This window comes from Mycobacterium sp. MFM001, assembly GCF_003402475.1.
Classification (GTDB): Bacteria; Actinomycetota; Actinomycetes; order Mycobacteriales; family Mycobacteriaceae; genus Mycobacterium.
Window position 1 is genome coordinate 171,145 of the sequence record NZ_BFAB01000007.1, and the last position, 20,204, is coordinate 191,348.

The following is a 20,204-nucleotide window of genomic DNA, read 5'->3' on the forward strand; positions in this document are numbered from 1 at the left end:
ATGCGCCTTGGCCGAATCGCCAGCCCGGACGGTGTCGCCTTCGTCAGCATCGAAGGCGAACCGCAGGACCCGACCGGGATGACTGCCCGTGAAATCGCCGAACATCCATTCGGCACACCGACGTTCACCGGCCGTTCCTGGCCGCTGGCCGATGTGCGGCTGCTGGCCCCGATGCTGGCCAGCAAGGTGATCTGCGTCGGCAAGAACTACGCCGCGCACGTCGCCGAGATGGGCGGCTCCGGAAAGGGCGCCGCAGACCCGGTGATCTTCCTGAAGCCCAACACCGCGATCGTTGGGCCGAACGTTCCGATTCGGTTGCCCGCCAACGCATCACCGGTGCATTTCGAAGGAGAGCTGGCCGCAGTCGTCAGCCGGCCCTGCAAGGATGTCACCGCCGACCGGGCGGCCGACAGCATCCTGGGCTACACCATCGCCAACGACGTCACCGCCCGCGACCAACAACAGTCCGACGGCCAGTGGACACGTGCGAAAGGCCACGACACCTTCTGCCCGGTTGGCCCGTGGATCGTCACCGACGTCGACCCGTCCGATCTCGAACTGTGCACCGAGGTCAACGGACAGGTCAAACAACGCAGCCGCACGTCGATGATGATCCACGACATCGGCGCCATCGTGGAATGGATCTCGGCCGTGATGACCCTGCTGCCAGGTGATCTCATCCTCACCGGCACACCCGAAGGCGTCGGGCCGATCGAGGACGGCGACACCGTCACCATCACCGTCGACGGAATCGGCACATTGACCAATCCTGTTGTGCGCAAAGGAAAATCGTGAACGTTCGGGTACGATTCTGCCCGTCGCCCACCGGCGTCCCTCACGTCGGGCTGATTCGCACCGCGTTGTTCAACTGGGCCTACGCGCGGCACACCGGCGGCACGTTCGTATTCCGGGTGGAAGACACCGATCCCCAACGGGACACCGAGGAAAGCTATCTGGCGTTGCTGGACGCGCTGCGCTGGCTCGGACTCGACTGGGACGAGGGCCCCGAGGTGGGCGGCCCCTACGGCCCGTATCGGCAGTCGCAGCGCGGCGACATCTACCGCGACGTGGTGGATCGACTGCTGGCGGCTGGCGAGGCATACCAGGCCTTTTCGACGGCCGAAGAGGTCGAGGCGCGCCATCTGGCGGCCGGCCGCAGCCCCAAGTTGGGCTACGACAACTTCGACCGCGATCTGACCGAGGAACAGCGCGCGGCATTTCTGGCCGAGGGCCGTAAACCCGTGGTGCGGTTACGAATGCCCGACGAGGACCTCGGCTGGGACGATCTGGTGCGCGGGACGACCACCTTTGCGGCGGGCACCGTGCCCGATTTCGCGTTGACCCGGGCAACGGGGGATCCGTTGTACACCTTGGTCAATCCCGTCGACGACGCGCTGATGAAAATCACCCACGTGCTGCGCGGTGAAGACCTGCTGCCGTCGACGCCGCGGCAAATTGCGCTGTATCAGGCGTTGATCCGCATCGGTGTCGCCGAGCGTGTCCCCGAATTCGCCCACTTGCCAACGGTATTGGGTGAAGGCACCCGCAAGCTCTCCAAGCGCGACCCGCAGTCGAATCTGTTCGCTCACCGCGACCGCGGCTTCATTCCCGAAGGGCTGCTGAATTATCTGGCGCTGCTTGGCTGGTCGATTGCGGGGGACCGCGACGTGTTCAGCATCGAGGAGATGGTGGCCGCCTTCGACGTGGCCGACGTCAACGCCAACCCGGCCCGGTTCGACCAGAAGAAGGCCGACGCGATCAACGCTGAGCACATCCGGCTGCTCGACCCCGACGATTTCACCGCCAGACTGCGGACGTACTTCGACGTGCACGGCTACGACACCGGGCTCGACGAGGCGGCATTCGCGGTGGCGGCGGGCCTTGTGCAGACCCGCATTGTGGTGCTCGGCGACGCCTGGGATCTGCTGAAGTTCCTCAACGACGACGAGTACGCGATCGACCCGAAGGCCGCGGGCAAGGAGCTCGGCCCCGATGCCGGCCCCGTGCTCGACGCGGCTACGACGGCGCTCGACGGCGTGACGGAGTGGACGGCGGCGGAGATCGAGAGCGCGCTCAAGGCCGCGCTGCTGGAGGGCCTCGGCCTCAAGCCGCGGAAGGCTTTCGGACCGATCCGCGTTGCTGCCACCGGCGCGTCGATCAGCCCGCCGCTGTTCGAATCGCTGGAGCTGCTTGGGCGCGACCGCAGTCTGCGCCGGCTGCGGGCAGCGCGTGAGCACTGAGCCCGGATTCTTTGGTAGTCTGCACGTCGGTCCTCGAGCGGTTGGCAGTAGCGGCGGCAAGACGCTCTGACCAGCGGTTTTAGGGCGCCAATGGGGTATGGTGTAATTGGCAACACAGCTGATTCTGGTTCAGCCATTCTAGGTTCGAGTCCTGGTACCCCAGCAAAGTTTGTCCACCACAAGCAATTAGGTGGGCATACGGCTGTGAGCTATGCTGACAGCTCGGATCAGTTCTGGCCCCGTCGTCTAGCGGCCTAGGACGCCGCCCTCTCACGGCGGTAGCGTGGGTTCGAATCCCATCGGGGCTACTTTTTTCCTGGCGTTTGGTCGCCTTTAGACGGCGGCCGGCGCGGTCGAACCGCCCACCGGCATCGCGGGCAGGCCCAGCTTGCGGTGATCCCACGACCGGGTGCGGCGGGCCACGATGCGCACCGCCACCCGCTTGTTCATCATCTGGTCCACCATCGGCTTCATGTCGTCGGTGTAGGGGCCGGTGTAGCGCTCCCACACGCTGACTCCCACCCGGAAGATCGCGTCGGGATCGTCGACGATCTCGGCCACACCTTCGAAGGACACCCCACGCAGCGTGTCGTAGGTGTTGCCGCCCTCCAGCAGAAAACTCACCCGCGGATCGCGCCGGAGGTTGACCGCCTTCTGCGACTTGGCTTTGGTCTCCAGCCAGATTTCGCCGTCCACCACCCCGTACCACATCGCGGTCAGGTGCGGCTGCCCGTCGGGCCCGATGGTGGCCAAGGTGCCGGTGCGGCTGGTGGCGACGAAGTCGGCGATCTCCGCCTCGGACATGACAATCTGCGCACGCTGGTTGGTTCCCATGGCTTGAAAGTGTGTCAGGTCGCCAATTCGACTCTGCGACGCGCTGGGCGCAATCTCGGCACAAGAACTACAGGAGGCGAGTCAGCTCGTCGGCGGCGGCCAGCAAGTCGGCGGCCCAGCGCGCGCCCGGCCGTCGTCCCATCCGGTCGATCGGCCCGGACACGGAAATGGCCGCGATCACATCGCCGCGACTATCACGCACGGGCGCCGACACGCTGGCGACACCCGGCTCGCGTTCGGCGGCGCTCTGCGCCCAACCGCGCCGACGCACTTCTGCCAGCGCCCGCTCACCGAATTTCGCCGACGGCAGGATGGCCCGCTGGGTAGCGGCGTCGCTGTACGCCAACAGCACCTTGGCGCCCGACCCCGCGGCCATCGGCAGCCGTGCGCCAACGGGAACGGTATCGCGAAGCCCCGCAGGCGGTTCCAGTGCGGCCACACAGATTCGCCAGCTGCCCTCGCGGCGGTACAACTGCACACTCTCGCCGGTGATCTCACGCAGCCGGGGCAGCACCGCGGCGCCTGCCGTCAACAACGGATCGGTGGCTTGGGCCGCCAACTCGCTGACTGCGGGGCCGAGCCGCCAACGACCCTCGCCGTCGCGCGCCAGCAGCCGGTGAACTTCCAGTCCGGCGGCCAACCGGTGCGCGGTAGCCCTGGGCAACCCGGTGCGGTCGCACAATTCGGCCAACCCGCAGGGTGATTCCGCAATCGCGTGCAGCACACCCACGGCTTTGTCGAGGACGCCGATGCCGCTATCCTGTCTCATATGGAGATACTATCGTCTCAGAATGTGAGAACAAGGCCGCGCACGCTGGCCGAGAAAGTTTGGGACGACCACGTCGTGGTGTCGGGTGGCGGAACCGAACCGGACCTGATCTACATCGACCTGCACCTGGTGCACGAGGTCACCAGCCCACAGGCATTCGACGGTCTGCGGTTGGCCGGCCGCCCGGTCCGGCGGCCGGATCTGACGCTTGCCACCGAAGACCACAACGTGCCGACGATCGACATCGACAAGCCGATCGCCGACCCGGTGTCACGCAAGCAAGTCGAGACGCTGCGACGCAACTGCGAGGAATTCGGCATCCGCCTCTACCCGATGGGCAACATCGAGCAGGGCATCGTGCACGTCGTCGGACCGCAATTGGGACTCACGCAGCCCGGCATGACGATCGTCTGCGGCGACAGCCACACATCCACCCACGGCGCATTCGGTGCTTTGGCAATGGGAATCGGGACTTCCGAGGTCGAACATGTGCTGGCCACCCAGACGCTTCCGCTGCGGCCGTTCAAGACGATGGCGGTCAACGTCGACGGAGAGCTGCCGCACGGCGTGACGGCCAAAGACATCATTCTCGCGGTGATCGCCAAGATCGGCACGGGCGGCGGCCAGGGCCATGTCATCGAATACCGCGGCAGCGCCATCGAATCGCTGTCGATGGAGGCCCGGATGACGATTTGCAATATGAGCATCGAAGCCGGCGCCCGTGCCGGAATGGTGGCGCCCGATGCGACGACGTACGAGTTCTTGCGTGGGCGCCCGCATGCACCGACCGGCGCCGAGTGGGATGCCGCACTGGCGTATTGGCAGCAGCTGCGCACCGACGAGGGCGCCGAATTCGACACCGAGGTCTATCTGGACGCCGCATCGTTGAGTCCGTTCGTCACGTGGGGAACCAACCCGGGTCAGGGTGTGCCGTTGGCGGCCGCGGTGCCGGACCCCGAGCTGATGACCGATGACGCCGCGCGTCAGGCCGCCGAGAAGGCGTTGGCGTACATGGACCTTCGACCCGGCACCCCGATGCGGGACATCGCGGTGGACGCCGTGTTCGTCGGATCATGCACCAACGGCCGCATCGAGGACCTGCGCGCGGTGGCCGACGTGTTGCGCGGCCGAAAAGTGGCCGACGGCGTGCGAATGCTCGTCGTGCCGGGGTCGATGCGTGTTCGTGCGCAGGCCGAAGCCGAAGGACTGGCAGAGATCTTCACGGCCGCGGGCGCCGAGTGGCGGCAAGCCGGCTGCTCGATGTGTCTCGGTATGAACCCGGATCAGCTTTCGCCCGGAGAGCGATGCGCGGCGACGTCCAACCGCAATTTCGAAGGGCGGCAGGGCAAGGGCGGCCGCACACATTTGGTGTCGCCGGTGGTGGCCGCGGCCACCGCAATCCGCGGAAAACTGTCCGCGCCGGCCGACTTGGACTGACGTAGAGGAGATAAGCATGGAAGCGTTTCGCACTCACACCGGCATCGGGGTGCCGTTGCGGCGGTCGAATGTGGACACCGATCAGATCATTCCCGCGGTCTATTTGAAGCGCGTAACCCGAACGGGTTTCGAAGACGGATTGTTCGCGGCCTGGCGCACCGACCCGTCTTTCGTGCTGAATCTCAGCCCATTTGACAGGGGTTCAGTACTGGTCGCCGGACCCGATTTCGGCACCGGATCCTCGCGCGAGCACGCGGTGTGGGCACTGATGGACTACGGATTCAAGGTGGTCATCTCATCTCGCTTCGCCGACATTCTCCGGGGCAATGCGGGCAAGGCGGGGCTGTTGGCGGCCGAAGTCGCCCAAGATGACGTGGAACTGCTCTGGAAGCTCATCGAGCAGTCCCCAGGGTTGGAAATCACTGTCAATCTTCAAGATCGGAATGTGGCCGCGGGAACGGTGGTGGTGCCGTTCAAGATTGACGACTACACGGCCTGGCGACTGGCCGAAGGCCTTGACGATATAGCCCTTACGCTGCGGAAACTCGATCAGATCGAAACTTTCGAGGCGACTCGCCAAACCTGGAAACCGCGCACTCTGTCGGCTTCCTGAACGCTGGATCGGAGCCGAATTCCGGGCCCGCGCCGCGACTATTTGACCGGCTGTCCACCGGCCAAGGGCGGCAACCGGTTTCCAAAAAAGTTCGCCAGAAGCCATTGAAATTGCGCGTGGCTCTTGGAAATCAGTGGTGTCAGGGTTTACCGTGTCCACTAGTCGGTCCAACAAGGACCACTGGTTTCGGAGGGTTTGCATGAACAAAGCGGAGCTCATCGACGTACTCACAGACAAATTGGGCTCGGATCGTAGGTCGGCCACCGCCGCCGTTGAGAACGTCGTCGACACCATTGTGCGGGCGGTGCACAAGGGTGAGAGCGTCACCATTACCGGTTTCGGCGTATTCGAACAGCGCCGCCGCGCAGCACGCGTGGCTCGCAATCCGCGCACCGGTGAGACGGTGAAGGTGAAGCCGACATCGGTGCCGGCATTCCGTCCAGGTGCTCAATTCAAAGCGGTTGTCTCTGGCGCACAGCGCCTCCCAGCGGAAGGACCTGCCGTGAAACGTGGTGTGACAGCGACCGGCGCACGCAAAGCGGCGAAGAAGTCGCCGGCCAAGAAGGCCACCAAGTCGACTGCCAAGAAGGCTGCGAAGAAGGCGCCGGCCCGCAAGGCTGCGAAGAAGTCACCGGCCAAGAAGGCCGCGACCAAGCGGACGGCTGCCAAGAAGGCCACCAAGCGGGCGCCGGCCAAGAAGGCGACCAAGTCGACAGCCAGGAAGGCAACGAAGTCGACCGCCAGGAAGGCAACCAAGGCTCCAGCCCGTAAGACTGCAGCCAAGAAGTCGCCGGCCAAGAAGGCGACTGCTCGGCGCGGCCGCCGGTAACACAACCACATACACGCGGATTCGTCGCGGTCCCGCTCTCGGGGTGGGCCGCGGCGAATCTGCGTGCTAGGTCAGCACGTTGGTGGCCAGTGCGCTGCCGATATGATCCGCTGCCACCAGGTGCCCGTTTGACAGCGACAGCACCCAGGTACTGCCTTTGCGGTTGCGGGATTTGTCGGGGCGCACACCATCGCGGTCACACCACCAGCCGATCAGATCCGGAATGACCTTGCCCTGTGTGCAGATGACCGGCGTGCGTTTCAACGCGGCGATCTGCAGGACTCGGCGGCGGCCGCGTTTCGGGTTGTCGGCATAAGCTTCTTCGGTCAGCGTGGGTTCGTTGCAGATGACCACGCCCAGTTCTTCGGCCAGTGGTTCGACGGTTTGGTGGCAACGCAATCGGTCGGCTGCGTACACGTCGGTGGCGCCGAACGCCAGCAGCTGACCGACCAGTGCCTCGGCCTGCGCGCGGCCCTTCTTGTCCAACGGCCGCTTGGTGTCGTCGCCTTTGAAGCGGGATTTACTGCCCGCGGTACCGTGCCGGACCACCAACACCGTCTGGGTATCGGTCGGATGTTTGGCGAACCGTCGCAAGACCTTTCGATCCTGTGAATACGACAGTTTCTTGACTGCGGCGGGCACGGGCAACCAGATCAGGTCGTCGACTTCACCGTTGGGACTAAAGCTCCCGTCGAGGCTGCACGCCGCCCAGTACCGCACCTTCTTGGTGCCTTGTTCGATCGGGTAGCTCACCGTCGTGATGCGCCGACCCAGGTGCGCCCGGTGACCAGTCTCCTCGAAGATCTCCCGCACCGCGGTCACCGGTTCTGTTTCACCGGGATCGACTTTGCCTTTGGGCAGCGACCAGTCGTCGTAGCGTGGCCGGTGGATCAGCGCAACTTCGGGCGCGGACTCGCGGTGCCCGGGCCGCCACAGCACGGCGCCGGCCGCGCACACGGTCTTACCCGCCGTGCGTTTCGGCGAGGTTTGTGTCGACACCCTCACTCCTGCAAGTCAATTCGGGCCCACCGGGCCCGGCGGCCGGAAGGTCGGGACGGGAATTTCGGTCACGTACTGCGGTGTCGCTCCATCAGCGATACCTGATGGTCGCGCACTGTGCGACCCTCCTGCGGCGATGCGGTCCACTGGCCGTCCGGCCCGAGCTCCCAGCACCGGGTCGCGGGATCCAGCGCCGAATTGAACATGTCGTCGAGTTGCGCGGTCAGCCGCGGATCTTTGACCTGAACCATCACCTCGACGCGCCGATCGAGGTTGCGATGCATCATGTCGGCGCTGCCGATCCAGAACTCGTCGATGGCGCGGAAATGCAGGATCCGCGAGTGTTCCAGGAAGCGGCCGAGAATCGAGCGCGCCACGATGTTTTCGGAAAACCCCTCCATACCGGGGCGCAGCGCGCAGATGCCGCGCACCACCACCTCGACGCGCACGCCGGCCTGCGACGCCCGGTAGAGCGCGTCGATCACCTGCTCGTCGACAAGCGCGTTCATTTTGAGCCGGATGCGGCCGTTGCCGTTTTCGCGGTGGGCGGCGACTTCGCGCTCGACGCGCTCGATGATGCCGGTGCGAATACCGTGCGGTGCCACCAAAAGGTTGCGATAGGACAGCTTGCGCGAATAGCCGGTGAGCGAATTGAACAAGTCGGTCAGGTCGGCGCCGATGTCGGGGTCCACGGTCAGCAGACCGATGTCTTCGTAAAGCCGCGCGGTCTTGCTGTTGTAATTGCCGGTTCCGACATGGCAGTAGCGCCGGATCGCCGACCCTTCGCGGCGCACCACCAAGCAAGTCTTGCAATGTGTTTTCAAGCCCACCAGCCCATACACCACATGCACACCGGCCTGCTCAAGCGCGCGGGCCCACCGGATGTTGGCCTGCTCGTCGAAGCGAGCCTTGATTTCGACCAGTGCCACCACCTGCTTGCCGGCTTCGGCGGCGTCGATCAGTGCACGCACAATCGGCGAGTCACCCGACGTGCGGTACAGCGTTTGTTTGATCGCCAGCACGTTGGGGTCGGCGGCTGCCTGCTCGATGAACCGTTGCACGCTGGTGGAAAACGAATCGTAGGGATGATGCACCAGCACGTCGCCCTCGCGCAGCGTCGCGAAAATGCTCTTGGGCGTTTCCCGGTCGGCGAATGCGGGATGAGTGGCGGGTACGAATGCCCGATCCTTCAGCGCGGGCCGTTCGAGGTCGTAGATCTGCCACAGCGACGACAGATCCAAAAGTCCCGGCACCTCGATGACGTCGCCGGGATGCACGTCGAGTTCGCGCAGCAGCAACTCCAACATGTTCTCGGTCATGTCGTCGGCGACTTCGAGCCGCACCGGCGAGCCGAACCGCCGGCGCGCCAGTTCCCGTTCGAGCGCCTGCAGCAGATCCTCGTCGCGGTCTTCTTCGACCTCGAAATCCGCGTTGCGAGTAATGCGGAACACGTGGTGCTCGACGATTTCCAGCCCGGGGAACAGCACCGGCAGGAACGCCGCGATCAGTTCTTCCATTGGCAGGAACCGGACTTCGGGGGTGCCGTCGGCACGCTTACCGCCGAGCTCGACGAAGCGATCGACGTTGTCGGGCACCTTGACCCGGGCGAAGTGGGTGCCGCCGTCGTCGGGCCGGTTCACGGTGACTGCCAGGTTCAGACTCAGCCCGCTGACGAACGGGAACGGGTGAGCGGGGTCGACCGCCAGCGGCGTGAGGACCGGGAAGACCTGCTCGTGAAAATAATTCGACAACTTGTCGCGTTCGGCCTCGTTCAGATCGGCCCATGTGACGACGTGAATGCCTTCCTCGGCGAGCGCGGGCCGCACCGAGTCGAGGAAGACGCGCGCATGCCGGCTGGCGATGTGCTGGGTTTGCTCGCCGATGCGACGCAGTTGTTCGCGGGGGGTCAGTCCGTCCGCGGAGCGCACCGACAGGCCCATCTCGTCGCGGCGCTTGAGGCCGGCGACTCGGACCATGTAGAACTCGTCGAGGTTGGAGGCGAAGATCGCCAGAAACTTGGCCCGCTCGAGTAACGGCAGCGACGTGTCGGCGGCCAGTGCGAGTACCCGCGCGTTGAAGTCCAGCCAGCTCAGTTCCCGATTGAGGTAGCGGTGCTCGGGGAGCTGGTCCTCGATAACGGCCGCTGCCGCGGTTGCGGCAGGCGGCGCGCCCGGCGCCGAGTCACCCGGATGCCACACCGTTTCGTCGGGCCGCGCCTCGGCGGCGGTGGCTTCCCTGGCTTCTGTTTCGGTCACCCTGCGATCATTACTCATCAGCGGGTCGTGCTGCCACCAGCCGGCCCACATCGATGCGCAGTTGGTGTGCTGTTTACCCCAGCGTTATCGGTGGGCGCCGATCGCGCGCGCGGTCGTCGGCCCGACCCCGAGGCGCCGGGCCACCTTCAGATCGTCGGGCGTGTCAATATCGCAGCGCAGCCCCGGCCATGCCCCGGTCAGCTCGATGGCACCCGAACGCCGATGCCGCGCCGCGGAATCCGGGCCGAACTGCGGATCGAGCGGGGTGTCGAACGCGCACAGTGCCGCGGTTCCGGTGCCGAGCCGGTCGGCGACGAAACTACGCCGATAGCCGCGTGCGGCGCCGATGGCCTCGGCAAGCTCCTGCGTCTGCAAAGCCGGTAAATCCCCTTGCAGCACAACGATATTCGGTGTCGACTCGGCCACCGACCGCTCGGCCGCGGTGATCGCGTTGTTCAGGGGGTCACGATGACCGTCCGGAGTCGGATCGAACAGCACGTCCGCGCCGAGGTCGGCCGCCGCTGCCGCCGCCGCGTCGTCGGGCGTGATGACAGTCATCGAGCGCAGCGACGCGACGCCCCTGGCGGCGGTGAGGGTATCGACGAGCATGGCCAGCACCACAGTTTCCCGGGTCTGCGCCGAGAACACCGGCGCCAGTCGGGTCTTCGCGGCCGCCAGCCGCTTGACGGCAATGATCAAGCCGACGTCACCAGCGGTGTCGGCCCGCTTGCCGTCCATTGCTTCATCCTGCCAAAGCCGGGCCCAGGCTAGGGTTGCCGCATGGTGAGCGGGGTCGCGGTGATGGGCGCCGGCGCGTGGGGCACCGCGCTGGCCAAGGTGTTGGCCGAGACCGGCGTCGACGTCACCCTGTGGGCGCGCCGGGCCGACGTCGCCGACGAAATCAATGCCACCCGGCGCAACTCCGGTTACCTGCCCGGTGTGCAACTGCCGCCGGGGATTCGCGCCACCGACGACGCCGCCGAGGCGCTGGGCGGCGCCTCCACGGTGCTGCTCGGTGTGCCGGCGCAGACCATGCGATCCAACCTCGAGCAATGGGCGGGGCTGTGGCGCGACGGCGCGACGCTGGTCAGCCTGGCCAAGGGCATCGAATTGGGCACGCTGATGCGGATGAGCCAGGTGATCGTCGCGGTGACGGGTGTCGACCCCGCGCAGGTCGCGGTGGTTTCGGGACCCAACCTGGCCAGCGAGATCGCGGAGGGCCAGCCCGCCGCCACCGTCGTCGCATGCACCGACTCCGGACGCGCCGTCGCCCTGCAGCGCGCGCTGAACGCCGGGTACTTCCGGCCGTACACCAACTCCGACGTGATCGGCACCGAAATCGGTGGTGCCTGCAAGAACGTGATCGCGTTGGCGTGCGGGATGGCGGCCGGAGTGGGCCTGGGCGAGAACACCGCGGCGGCGATCATCACCCGCGGGCTGGCCGAGATCATGCGGCTGGGCATCGCGGTCGGCGCCAAAGGCGCGACGCTGGCCGGGCTGGCCGGGGTCGGAGACCTGGTGGCCACCTGCACCTCGCCGCATTCGCGCAACCGGTCCTTCGGCGAGCGCCTGGGCCGCGGCGGGACGATGGAGTCGGCGCTGCAGGCCACCGACGGCCACGTCGTCGAGGGGGTGACCTCGTGCGAATCGGTGCTGGCCCTGGCCTCGAGTTACGACGTCGAGATGCCGCTCACCGACGCGGTGCACCGGGTCTGCCACAAAGGGCTTTCGGTCGGCGAGGCGGTGTTGTTGCTGCTGGGCCGCAGCACCAAGCCGGAGTGACGATCGCAAGCGCGGCGTAGCCGGCGGGTAGCCTCTTTAGGTTGTGACTGCCCGTGACCGCATCCGCGTCGCCGTCGTGTTCGGTGGACGCAGCAACGAGCACGCCATCTCCTGCGTCTCCGCGGGCAGCATCCTGCGCAACCTGGACCCGCAGCGTTTCGACGTGACCGCCGTCGGCATCACCCCGGACGGCTCGTGGGTTCTCACCGACGGCGACCCCGACGCGCTGGCCATCACCAACCGGCAGCTGCCCGGGATCACCTCGGCGTCGGGCGCCGAGCTGGCGCTGCCCGCCGACCCGCAGCGAGCCGGTCAGCTGGTGTCGCTGTCGCCCGGCGACCCCGACGTGCTGGCGTCCGTCGACGTCGTTTTCCCCGTTCTGCACGGGCCCTACGGCGAGGACGGCACCATTCAGGGCCTGCTGGAGATGGCCGGCGTGCCCTATGTCGGCGCCGGCGTGTTGGCAAGCGCGGCGGGCATGGACAAGGAGTTCACCAAGAAACTGCTGGTGGCCGAAGGGCTTCCGGTGGGCGCATACGCCGTGCTGCGGGCGTCGCAGCCGACGCTGGACATGTCCGAACGCGAGCGACTTGGGCTGCCGGTGTTCGTCAAACCTGCGCGCGGCGGCTCGTCGATCGGTGTCAGCCGGGTGACCGAGTGGGAGCAGCTGTCCGCGGCGATCGACCAAGCGCGCCGCCACGACCCCAAGGTGATCATCGAGGCGGCGATTCCCGGCCGCGAACTGGAATGCGGAGTGCTCGAATTCCCTGACGGCACAGTGCAAGCCAGCACAATAGGGGAGATTCGGGTAGCCGGTGTGCGCGGACGCGAAGACCAGTTCTACGACTTTGCGACCAAATATCTCGACGACGCCGCCGAATTGGACGTGCCCGCCAAGATCGACGACGAAGTGGCAGACACCGTGCGCGAGTTGGCCATTCGGGCGTTCCGCGCGATCGACTGTCAGGGCCTGGCGCGGGTGGACTTTTTCCTCACCGACGACGGGCCGCTGATCAACGAGGTCAACACGATGCCCGGATTCACCATGATCTCGATGTATCCGCGGATGTGGGCGGCCAGCGGGGTGGACTATCCGACCCTGTTGGCGACGATGGTCGAGACGGCGTTGGCGCGCGGCACCGGCCTGCGCTAACTGCTTTGGTCGAGTGTGGACTTGATACACGCCTGACGCGAATTCGCGTGCCACAACTCCACATTCGCGCTAACCGAGGGGTGCCGGGCTGATCGGGACGGCCGGCATCGTGCGGTCGATGACCTCGGACAGCTGCTGGATGGGCGTCGGGCCCACGCCCGGCGGCAGGGTGAGCGCCACATAGACCGGCCGGTCGACGGTGTACCACGTCGATCGGTCGTCCTGGCGAACCTCGAACCACTGCACCCGGTCGACGACCTGGATCGGCGCGCCGACGACGAAGTCGGCGGGACGGTCGAGGCCGCACCGCAATACGACGGGCTCATCCTGGGCTCGCCAGGCGGCGGTGCCGGCGGGCGCCGGCTGCACGGCTGCGGCGCGCGGGTAGTCGCCGAGTCGCTGCGGTAATGCGTCGAGTAGCGCCCGGCAGGCCGGATTTCCGGCCTGCGGCGCCGGCACGGCGGCAATCGCGACCGGTTGCTGCGCCGGGTGGCGGGTCGCCGCGATTGCCAGCACTGCGCCGATCGCGCCGACGGCGATCACCAGCGCGGCGATCAGCACGGCGCGCGGCGGGCCTTCGTAGTTGTCCACGTGCTTACACTCCCCGGAGTCGTTGGTGAACGTACCCGCCAGGAGGCCATGTGAGCACGCTGGGTGAACTCGGCGAGTTCGGCATGATCGGCCGGCTGGTGCGTCGAGGTCAGCCGCCCGCGGTTGCGCTGGGGCCCGGTGACGACGCAGCAGTGGTCCTGGCCGACGACGGCCGGGTCGTGGTGTCGACGGACATGCTGGTCGAGGGACGGCACTTTCGGCTGGACTGGTCGACGCCGCAGGACGTTGGCCGCAAGGCGATCGCCCAAAACGCCGCAGATATCGAGGCGATGGGTGCGCGGCCCACCGCGTTCGTCGTCGGGTTCGGGGCGCCGCCCGAGACGCCGGTTACCGAGGCCGATGCGCTGGCGGACGGCCTGTGGGACGAGGCCGAGCGCGTCGGCGCCGGTGTTGCCGGCGGCGACCTGGTCGGCAGCCCGCAGTGGGTGGTGGCGGTGACCGTGCTGGGTGATCTGGCGGGCCGCGAGCCGGTGTTGCGCTCCGGGGCGCGACCCGGTTCGGTGGTTGCGGTTGCCGGCGAGCTTGGGCGCTCGGCGGCCGGATATGCCTTGTGGTGCAACGGGTTTAGCGACTTCGAGGACTTACGGCGCCGTCATCTGGTGCCGCAGCCGCCTTATCGGCAGGGCCGCGCAGCAGCCGACGCCGGCGCGCAGGCGATGATCGACGTGTCCGACGGTCTGGTGGGCGACCTGCGGCACGTCGCCGAGGCGTCGGGCGTCGGCATTGACCTGAGCACCGACGCGCTGGCGGCCGATCGGCAGGCGTTGGTGCCAGCTGCCGAGGCCGTCGACGCCGACCCGTGGTCGTGGGTGCTCGGCGGGGGAGAAGACCACGCGCTGGTCGCCGCGTTCGCCGGCTCGGTCCCGCCCGGTTGGCGCGTCATCGGGCGGGTGCTCGACGGGCCGGCGCGGGTGCTTGTCGACGGACAAGAGTGGCAGGGATATGCGGGCTGGGAGTCGTTCGGCTCAGTAAGGTGACGGTCGTGCTGCTGACGAAAGGCCTGGCGTGACCGCGCGGCCGCTGCGTGAGCTCGTCGAGGACGGCTGGGCGCGTGCGCTGGAACCGGTCGGCGAAAAGGTCGCCGAGATGGGCCAATTCCTGCGCGCCGAAATCGCCGCCGGCCGCGGCTATCTGCCAGCCGGCCAGAATGTGTTGCGCGCCTTCACTTTTCCCTTCGACGAGGTCCGGGTCCTGATCGTCGGCCAAGACCCGTATCCGACACCCGGACACGCCGTGGGGCTGAGCTTCTCGGTGGCTGCGGAGGTCCGGCCGCTGCCGCGCAGCCTGGAGAACATCTTCGCCGAATACACCAGCGACCTGGGCTATCCGGTGCCGTCGTGCGGTGATCTGTCCCCGTGGGCAAAGCGTGGGGTGATGCTGCTCAACAGGGTGCTCACCGTGCAGCCCGGCAACCCGGCGTCGCACCGAGGCAAGGGTTGGGAGGCCGTCACCGAGTGCGCCATCCGCGCCCTGGTGGATCGCCGCCAGCCACTGGTGGCGATCTTGTGGGGCCGCGATGCGTCGACGCTCAAGCCGATGCTGGCCGGCGAGGAGTGTGTGGCGATCGAATCGCCGCATCCCTCGCCGTTGTCGGCGTCGCGGGGGTTCTTCGGCTCGCGGCCGTTCAGCCGCGCCAACGAACTGCTGGAAAAGATGGGCGCCGAGCCCGTCGACTGGCGACTGCCTTAGCCGCGGACGACCTTGCCGGCCTTGATGCACGACGTGCAGACGTTGAGCCGCTGCTTGTTACCGCCGGGGCGGGTCACGGCGTGCACCGTCTGGATGTTGGGGTCCCAGCGGCGGCTGGTCCGGCGATGCGAGTGCGAAACCGACTTGCCGAAGCCGGGGCTCTTCCCGCAGATGTCGCACACGGCGGCCATAGCTGAAACTCCTCAAATCTCTGGGGCCAACGACCGAGCCTCGGGTGGCCACGACAACCTGGTCAGGATAGCCGCCGCCGGGCGGAAGTGCCAAAACGATCAACAGTCGCCGGATACCTTATGACCGGTCCTGTCGCCGTCACTGGCTAGGCTGGCGCCCACCGTAGGAGGCGCGAGGAGGTGGGCCAGGTGTCGCAAATGGACACACCGGAACGCCTGCTGGACGGGGCCGCGCTGCGTGACTGGGCGCACACCGCCGTCGGCGACCTGATCACTCACATCGACGAGATCAACCGCCTCAACGTGTTCCCGGTCGCCGATTCCGACACCGGCACCAACATGCTGTTCACCATGCGCTCGGCGCTAGCCGAGGCCAACACCCAAGCACGGTCGGGCGACGTCGCGCGGGTGGCGGCGGCGCTGTCGGCCGGTGCGCTGAACGGCGCCCGCGGCAACTCCGGGGTGATCCTGTCGCAGATCCTGCGGGGGATCGCCGACGTAACCGCCGAGGCCGCCGCCCGAACCGGCGGTGAGCTGCACGACATCGACGCCGAAACCCTCGGCTCGGCGCTGCGGCACGGCGTGGACCTGGTCGTCGCCTCGATGGGCGGTCAGGAGGTCGCCGGGACCATCGTCTCGGTACTGCAGGCCGCGGCCTGCGCGGCGCAGCAGCACGCCGGCGAAGGACTGGTGAGGGCAATCACCGCCGCCGGCGATGCAGCGGTCGTCGCGCTGGAGAAAACGCCCGAACAGCTCGACGTGCTGGGTGACGCCGGTGTGGTCGACGCCGGTGGGCGCGGGTTGCTGGTGCTGCTCGACGCGTTGCGCACCACGATCAGCGGTCAGGCGCCCGCCCGCACGGTGTACGAGCCGTCGCCGCGCCCGCAGCCCGCCGACGCCGCCCCCGAGCAGCCCGCCCCGCAGTTCGAAGTGATGTACCTGCTCGGCGACTGCGACGCCGACTGCGCCGACGCGCTGCACGACCGCCTCGGCCAGCTCGGCGACTCGGTGGCCATCGCCGCGTCCGCGTCCGCGACATCCGAGGCCGGCTACTCGGTCCACGTCCACACCGATGACGCGGGCGCCGCCGTCGAGGCCGGTTTGGCGTTCGGCCGGCCGCACCGGATCCAGATCTCGGTGCTCAACGGCGGTCCCGCCGGCCTACCTCCGGGCAGCTGGATCCGCGAGCGGGCCGTGCTGGCCGTCGTCGACGGCGACGGCGCCGCGGAGTTGTTCGCCGGGGAAGGCGCCTGCGTCCTGCGGCCCGACCCCGACGCCGCCGACCCGACCACCGCGGTCAGCGCCCAGCAGCTGTTGCGGGCCGTGGTGGACACCGGCGCCGCGCAGGTGATGGTGTTGCCCAACGGCTACGTCGCCGCCGAGGAACTGGTCGCCGGCTGCACCGCCGCCATCGGCTGGGGCATCGACGTGGTGCCGCTGCCGACCGGGTCCATGGTGCAGGGCTTGGCCGCGCTGGCCGTGCACGAACCGGACCGCCAGGCCGTCGACGACGGGTACACGATGGCGCGCGCGGTCGGCGCCGCGCGGCACGGCTCGGTACGCGTCGCGACCGAGCGGGCGCTGACCTGGGCCGGCACCTGCGAGCCCGGCGACGGCCTGGGCATCGCCGGCGACGAGGTGCTGATCGTGGCCCCCGACGTCACGTCGGCGGCGACCGGTCTGATCGACGTGCTGCTGGCGGCCGGCGGCGAATTGGTGACGGTGCTGGTGGGCGCCGACGTCGACCCGGCTCTCGGCGACGCACTCCAGCAGCATGTGCACGACCAGCATCCGGGCACCGAGTTGGCGACCTACCACACCGGACATCGCGGCGATGCGCTGTTGATCGGGGTCGAGTAGGCATGGCGACGCTAAGCGACCGACTGGATTACCTCATCGGGGCGAAATCCGCGAAACCGCTCGACGAGGTGTTCGGAATCCGCACCGTCGACGACCTGCTGCGCCACTACCCGCGCAGCTACGTCGAAGGCGCGACGGTGCGCGGCGCCGGCGACGAGCGCCCGCCGGTCGGCGAGCACGTGACGCTCGTCGACACCATCACTGGGTCGGAACTCAAGCCAATGAAGAAACGCCCGAACGAGAAGTTCCTGATCGTCACCATCGGCTCGGGCCGAAACAGGGTGACCGCCACGTTCTTTCATCCAAAGAAGTGGTTCCGAGAGCAGCTGTCCAAAGGAACGCGGATCATGCTGTCCGGAGAGGTGGGCTACTACGGCAGCGTCATGCAACTGACCCACCCCGACTTCCTGATCCTGAACTCGCCGGACGGCAAGGACCACGGCAGCACGTCACTGCGCGAGATCGCCGGCGCGTCGCGGGCGGTCAGCGGCGAAGTGTTGCAGTCGGCCTTCGAACGGGCCTTCTTCCCGATCTACCCGGCCAGCGCGAAAGTCCAAAGCTGGACCATCTTTTCATGCGTGCGTCAGGTGCTCGCGGTGCTCGACCCCGTCGAGGACCCGCTGCCTGATGTGGTGGTCGCCGAGCACGGCCTGATCTCCGAGGACCGCGCGCTGCGCGCGATCCACCTCTCCGAAGACGAAGCCGAGCGCCGAAACGCCCGCGAGCGGCTGACTTTCGACGAAGCCGTCGGTTTGCAGTGGGCGCTGGTGTCCCGCCGGCACAGCGAACTGTCGCAATCCGGCCCGGCGGCCCCGCCGCAATCGGACGGTCTGAAACACGAACTGTTGCAGCGCTTGCCGTTTGAGCTGACCTCCGGTCAGCGCGAGGTGCTCGACGTGTTGTCCGCCGAGCTGAGCGCCAGCCGTCCGATGAACCGGCTGTTGCAAGGTGAGGTGGGGTCGGGGAAGACGATCCTCGCTGTGTTGGCGATGCTGCAGATGGTCGACGCCGGCTACCAGTGTGCATTGTTGGCACCGACGGAAGTGCTTGCCGCACAACATGTCCAGTCGATCCGCGACGTGCTGGGCCCGCTGGCACTGGGCGGTCAGCTCGGCGGCGCCGACAACGCCACCCGGGTGGCGTTGCTCACCGGCTCGATGTCGGCGGCGCAGAAGAAACAGGTCCGCGACGAGATCGGCAGCGGGCAGGCCGGCATCGTCGTCGGAACCCACGCGCTGCTGCAGGATGCCGTCGAGTTTCACCGGCTGGGCCTGGTGGTCGTCGACGAGCAACACCGGTTCGGTGTGGAGCAGCGAGACCAGTTGCGGGCCAAGGCTCCTGCCGGCATCACACCGCATCTTCTGGTGATGACGGCGACGCCCATACCGCGGACGGTGGCGCTGACCGTCTACGGCGACCTAGAGACCTCGACCCTGCGTGAGCTTCCCCGCGGACGTCAGCCGATCACCACCAACACGATCTTCGTCAAGGACAAACCGGCATGGCTGGACCGCGCGTGGCGGCGCATCATCGAGGAGGTCTCCGCCGGACGCCAGGCCTATGTGGTGGCGCCGCGGATCGACGAAAGCGACGACAGCGAGCAGAGCGAAGAGAACGGAAGGCCGTCGGCGACAGCGGTGCAACTGTTCGCCTCGCTGCGCCGACACGAGTTGGCGGGACTGCGGCTGGGCCTCATGCACGGGCGCCTGAGCACTGACGAGAAAGATGCTGTGATGGCGGCGTTTCGCGCCGGCGAGATCGATGTGCTGGTGTGCACCACGGTGATCGAGGTCGGTGTCGACGTGCCGAACGCGACGGTGATGCTGGTGATGGACGCCGACCGGTTCGGCATCAGCCAGTTGCACCAACTGCGCGGCCGCATCGGCCGGGGGGCGCACGCGAGCCTGTGTCTGTTGGCCAGTTGGGTGCCGCCGAATTCCCGATCCGCCCAGCGCCTGAAGGCCGTTGCGGAAACCCTCGACGGGTTTGCGCTGGCGGACCTCGACCTCGACGAACGACGCGAGGGAGATGTGTTGGGTCGCAGCCAAAGTGGCCGCCCCATAACCCTGAAGCTACTGTCACTGGCCAAGCACCGACAGGTCATCGAGTCGGCCCGCGACCTCTGCGAGCGGATGTACGACGAGAACCCGGCAGACAAGGGGATGGCGCTGCTGGCTGCGCCGTTCACCGGCAGCGATCGCATCGAGTACCTGGACAAGTCGTGAGCCGCAAGACGCTGCTGTGGTTGTCGGCCATCGCGGTGCTCGCGGTGGTGGTCGCCTACCAGGTGATGGCCGCGTCGGCGGGCAACCGCGCCGAGGGGTTCGCGGCGCGCGCCGACGTTCCGACCGTGCAGCCCGGTGTCGACGTGCTGGCCGGAATCGCGGTGGTGCCGGCCAGGATTCACCGCTACGACTACCGTCGCGCCGCGTTCGGCGACGCCTGGACCGACGACAACGACGCACCGGGGGGACACAACGGATGCGACACCCGCGACGACATCCTCAACCGGGATCTCGTCGACAAGACCTACGTGTCGATCAAACGCTGCCCCGACGCCGTGGCCACCGGCACACTGCACGACCCGTACACCAACGCGACGGTGCCGTTCCAGCGGGGCGCCCGAATCGGGGAGTCGGTGCAGATCGACCACATCGTCCCGCTGGCGTTGGCGTGGGATATGGGCGCCTACGCCTGGGCGTTTCCCGAACGCGTCCGCTTTGCCAACGATCCCGCCAACCTGCTGGCGGTCGCCGGAAAAGCCAACGAGGACAAGGGCGATTCGCAACCGGCGCTGTGGATGCCGCCCAACACCGCGTTCTGGTGCCAATACGGCATGCAGTTCATCGCGGTACTGCGCGGGTATGCGCTGCCGATGGATCAGGCGTCGGTCGACGTGCTGCGTCAGGCCGCGGCCACGTGCCCGGCCGGCTAGCGCGCG

The 20,204-nt window shown here is 67.4% G+C and carries 19 protein-coding genes and 2 tRNA genes; 14 read left to right on the forward strand and 7 right to left on the reverse strand.

From position 1 onward, the window contains the following. The 4 genes from MFM001_RS14255 to MFM001_RS14270 all read left to right on the forward strand — a co-directional run bounded on the left by MFM001_RS14255 (position 1) and on the right by MFM001_RS14270 (position 2,548). Positions 1-795, forward strand: coding sequence for a fumarylacetoacetate hydrolase family protein (locus tag MFM001_RS14255; RefSeq protein WP_116375919.1), 795 nt, complete (start codon positions 1-3; stop codon positions 793-795). Continuing rightward, positions 792-2,240, forward strand: coding sequence for a glutamate--tRNA ligase (gene gltX / locus MFM001_RS14260; RefSeq protein WP_192886945.1), 1,449 nt, complete (start codon positions 792-794; stop codon positions 2,238-2,240). The genes MFM001_RS14255 and gltX overlap by 4 nt, the downstream gene beginning before the upstream one ends. Before the next feature lie 91 nt (positions 2,241-2,331). Beyond that, positions 2,332-2,403, forward strand: a tRNA-Gln gene (locus MFM001_RS14265). Positions 2,404-2,475: 72 nt separating this feature from the next. After that, positions 2,476-2,548: transfer RNA gene (locus MFM001_RS14270), tRNA-Glu, on the forward strand. Between the two features lie 25 nt (positions 2,549-2,573). Here the strand turns inward: MFM001_RS14270 and MFM001_RS14275 are convergent. Beyond that, the gene (locus tag MFM001_RS14275; protein ID WP_116375921.1) at positions 2,574-3,074 is read right to left on the reverse strand and encodes a pyridoxamine 5'-phosphate oxidase family protein; all 501 of its coding nucleotides are present in this window, start codon (positions 3,072-3,074) and stop codon (positions 2,574-2,576) included. A gap of 67 nt (positions 3,075-3,141) precedes the next feature. Next, a complete protein-coding gene (locus MFM001_RS14280) occupies positions 3,142-3,843 on the reverse strand; it encodes an IclR family transcriptional regulator (RefSeq protein WP_116375922.1) in 702 nt (233 codons plus the stop codon). A gap of 24 nt (positions 3,844-3,867) precedes the next feature. Here MFM001_RS14280 and leuC point away from each other — a divergent pair, with 24 nt between their 5' ends. The 3 genes from leuC to MFM001_RS14295 all read left to right on the forward strand — a co-directional run bounded on the left by leuC (position 3,868) and on the right by MFM001_RS14295 (position 6,722). Further along, positions 3,868-5,280, forward strand: a complete 1,413-nt coding sequence (gene leuC / locus MFM001_RS14285) for a 3-isopropylmalate dehydratase large subunit (protein ID WP_371685541.1) — start codon at positions 3,868-3,870, stop codon at positions 5,278-5,280. 16 nt (positions 5,281-5,296) lie between these two features. Further along, complete coding sequence (gene leuD / locus MFM001_RS14290; protein ID WP_116375924.1) at positions 5,297-5,893, forward strand: 3-isopropylmalate dehydratase small subunit; 597 nt, start codon at positions 5,297-5,299, stop codon at positions 5,891-5,893. 199 nt (positions 5,894-6,092) lie between these two features. Further along, a complete protein-coding gene (locus MFM001_RS14295; protein WP_116375925.1) occupies positions 6,093-6,722 on the forward strand; it encodes an HU family DNA-binding protein in 630 nt (209 codons plus the stop codon). Between the two features lie 66 nt (positions 6,723-6,788). Here MFM001_RS14295 and MFM001_RS14300 read toward each other — a convergent pair whose 3' ends face one another. The 3 genes from MFM001_RS14300 to cofC form a co-directional block, all read right to left on the reverse strand. Continuing rightward, on the reverse strand, positions 6,789-7,721 hold the full coding sequence (locus tag MFM001_RS14300) for a bifunctional NUDIX hydrolase/histidine phosphatase family protein (RefSeq protein ID WP_238159177.1): 933 nt from the start codon (positions 7,719-7,721) through the stop codon (positions 6,789-6,791). Between the two features lie 68 nt (positions 7,722-7,789). Further along, the gene (locus MFM001_RS14305) at positions 7,790-9,997 is read right to left on the reverse strand and encodes an RNA degradosome polyphosphate kinase (protein WP_116376101.1); all 2,208 of its coding nucleotides are present in this window, start codon (positions 9,995-9,997) and stop codon (positions 7,790-7,792) included. A gap of 63 nt (positions 9,998-10,060) precedes the next feature. Further along, positions 10,061-10,714 carry a 2-phospho-L-lactate guanylyltransferase gene (gene cofC, locus MFM001_RS14310; protein WP_116375927.1) on the reverse strand — a complete coding sequence of 218 codons (654 nt, stop codon included), beginning with the start codon at positions 10,712-10,714 and terminating at the stop codon, positions 10,061-10,063. Positions 10,715-10,756: 42 nt separating this feature from the next. Here cofC and MFM001_RS14315 point away from each other — a divergent pair, with 42 nt between their 5' ends. Both MFM001_RS14315 and MFM001_RS14320 read left to right on the forward strand, forming a co-directional pair. Next, positions 10,757-11,758: an NAD(P)H-dependent glycerol-3-phosphate dehydrogenase gene (locus tag MFM001_RS14315; protein ID WP_116375928.1), complete on the forward strand. Its 1,002-nt coding sequence runs from the start codon at positions 10,757-10,759 to the stop codon at positions 11,756-11,758. Between the two features lie 43 nt (positions 11,759-11,801). Beyond that, positions 11,802-12,911, forward strand: a complete 1,110-nt coding sequence (locus tag MFM001_RS14320; protein ID WP_116375929.1) for a D-alanine--D-alanine ligase family protein — start codon at positions 11,802-11,804, stop codon at positions 12,909-12,911. A 69-nt stretch (positions 12,912-12,980) separates the two neighbouring features. On the opposite strand, the gene MFM001_RS14325 is transcribed toward MFM001_RS14320, so the two are convergent. Then, positions 12,981-13,502 carry a DUF3515 domain-containing protein gene (locus MFM001_RS14325; RefSeq protein WP_192886946.1) on the reverse strand — a complete coding sequence of 174 codons (522 nt, stop codon included), beginning with the start codon at positions 13,500-13,502 and terminating at the stop codon, positions 12,981-12,983. An 83-nt stretch (positions 13,503-13,585) separates the two neighbouring features. Here MFM001_RS14325 and MFM001_RS14330 point away from each other — a divergent pair, with 83 nt between their 5' ends. Next, positions 13,586-14,500 (forward strand): thiamine-phosphate kinase, encoded by a 915-nt coding sequence (locus tag MFM001_RS14330; RefSeq protein ID WP_116376102.1) that lies wholly within the window; start codon positions 13,586-13,588, stop codon positions 14,498-14,500. Between the two features lie 28 nt (positions 14,501-14,528). Next, entirely contained in the window at positions 14,529-15,212 is a 684-nt protein-coding gene (locus tag MFM001_RS14335) for a uracil-DNA glycosylase (protein ID WP_116375931.1), read from the forward strand. On the opposite strand, the gene rpmB is transcribed toward MFM001_RS14335, so the two are convergent. Next, entirely contained in the window at positions 15,209-15,403 is a 195-nt protein-coding gene (rpmB, locus tag MFM001_RS14340) for a 50S ribosomal protein L28 (protein ID WP_045380948.1), read from the reverse strand. The two genes, MFM001_RS14335 and rpmB, sit on opposite strands and share 4 nt — an antisense overlap. Positions 15,404-15,601: 198 nt before the next feature. Here rpmB and MFM001_RS14345 point away from each other — a divergent pair, with 198 nt between their 5' ends. The 3 genes from MFM001_RS14345 to MFM001_RS14355 are packed head-to-tail and all read left to right on the forward strand — an operon-like array spanning position 15,602 to position 20,198. After that, positions 15,602-17,263 (forward strand): DAK2 domain-containing protein, encoded by a 1,662-nt coding sequence (locus tag MFM001_RS14345; protein WP_116376103.1) that lies wholly within the window; start codon positions 15,602-15,604, stop codon positions 17,261-17,263. A 2-nt stretch (positions 17,264-17,265) separates the two neighbouring features. Further along, positions 17,266-19,488: an ATP-dependent DNA helicase RecG gene (gene recG, locus MFM001_RS14350; RefSeq protein ID WP_116375932.1), complete on the forward strand. Its 2,223-nt coding sequence runs from the start codon at positions 17,266-17,268 to the stop codon at positions 19,486-19,488. Next, a complete protein-coding gene (locus MFM001_RS14355) occupies positions 19,485-20,198 on the forward strand; it encodes an HNH endonuclease family protein (RefSeq protein ID WP_116375933.1) in 714 nt (237 codons plus the stop codon). Before recG ends, MFM001_RS14355 begins: the two co-directional genes overlap by 4 nt. Positions 20,199-20,204: the final 6 nt, after the last annotated feature.

What these genes read in the sequence shown, in the direction of transcription:
- cofC (WP_116375927.1), bottom strand. Translation starts at nt 10,714, where the DNA reads ATGGACGGCAAGCGGGCCGACACCGCTGGTGACGTCGGCTTGATCATT.
- MFM001_RS14280 (WP_116375922.1), bottom strand. Translation starts at nt 3,843, where the DNA reads ATGAGACAGGATAGCGGCATCGGCGTCCTCGACAAAGCCGTGGGTGTG.
- MFM001_RS14345 (WP_116376103.1), top strand. Translation starts at nt 15,602, where the DNA reads ATGGACACACCGGAACGCCTGCTGGACGGGGCCGCGCTGCGTGACTGG.
- MFM001_RS14330 (WP_116376102.1), top strand. Translation starts at nt 13,586, where the DNA reads ATGATCGGCCGGCTGGTGCGTCGAGGTCAGCCGCCCGCGGTTGCGCTG.
- MFM001_RS14275 (WP_116375921.1), bottom strand. Translation starts at nt 3,074, where the DNA reads ATGGGAACCAACCAGCGTGCGCAGATTGTCATGTCCGAGGCGGAGATC.
- leuD (WP_116375924.1), top strand. Translation starts at nt 5,297, where the DNA reads ATGGAAGCGTTTCGCACTCACACCGGCATCGGGGTGCCGTTGCGGCGG.
- MFM001_RS14295 (WP_116375925.1), top strand. Translation starts at nt 6,093, where the DNA reads ATGAACAAAGCGGAGCTCATCGACGTACTCACAGACAAATTGGGCTCG.
- MFM001_RS14315 (WP_116375928.1), top strand. Translation starts at nt 10,757, where the DNA reads ATGGTGAGCGGGGTCGCGGTGATGGGCGCCGGCGCGTGGGGCACCGCG.
- rpmB (WP_045380948.1), bottom strand. Translation starts at nt 15,403, where the DNA reads ATGGCCGCCGTGTGCGACATCTGCGGGAAGAGCCCCGGCTTCGGCAAG.
- MFM001_RS14255 (WP_116375919.1), top strand. Translation starts at nt 1, where the DNA reads ATGCGCCTTGGCCGAATCGCCAGCCCGGACGGTGTCGCCTTCGTCAGC.
- recG (WP_116375932.1), top strand. Translation starts at nt 17,266, where the DNA reads ATGGCGACGCTAAGCGACCGACTGGATTACCTCATCGGGGCGAAATCC.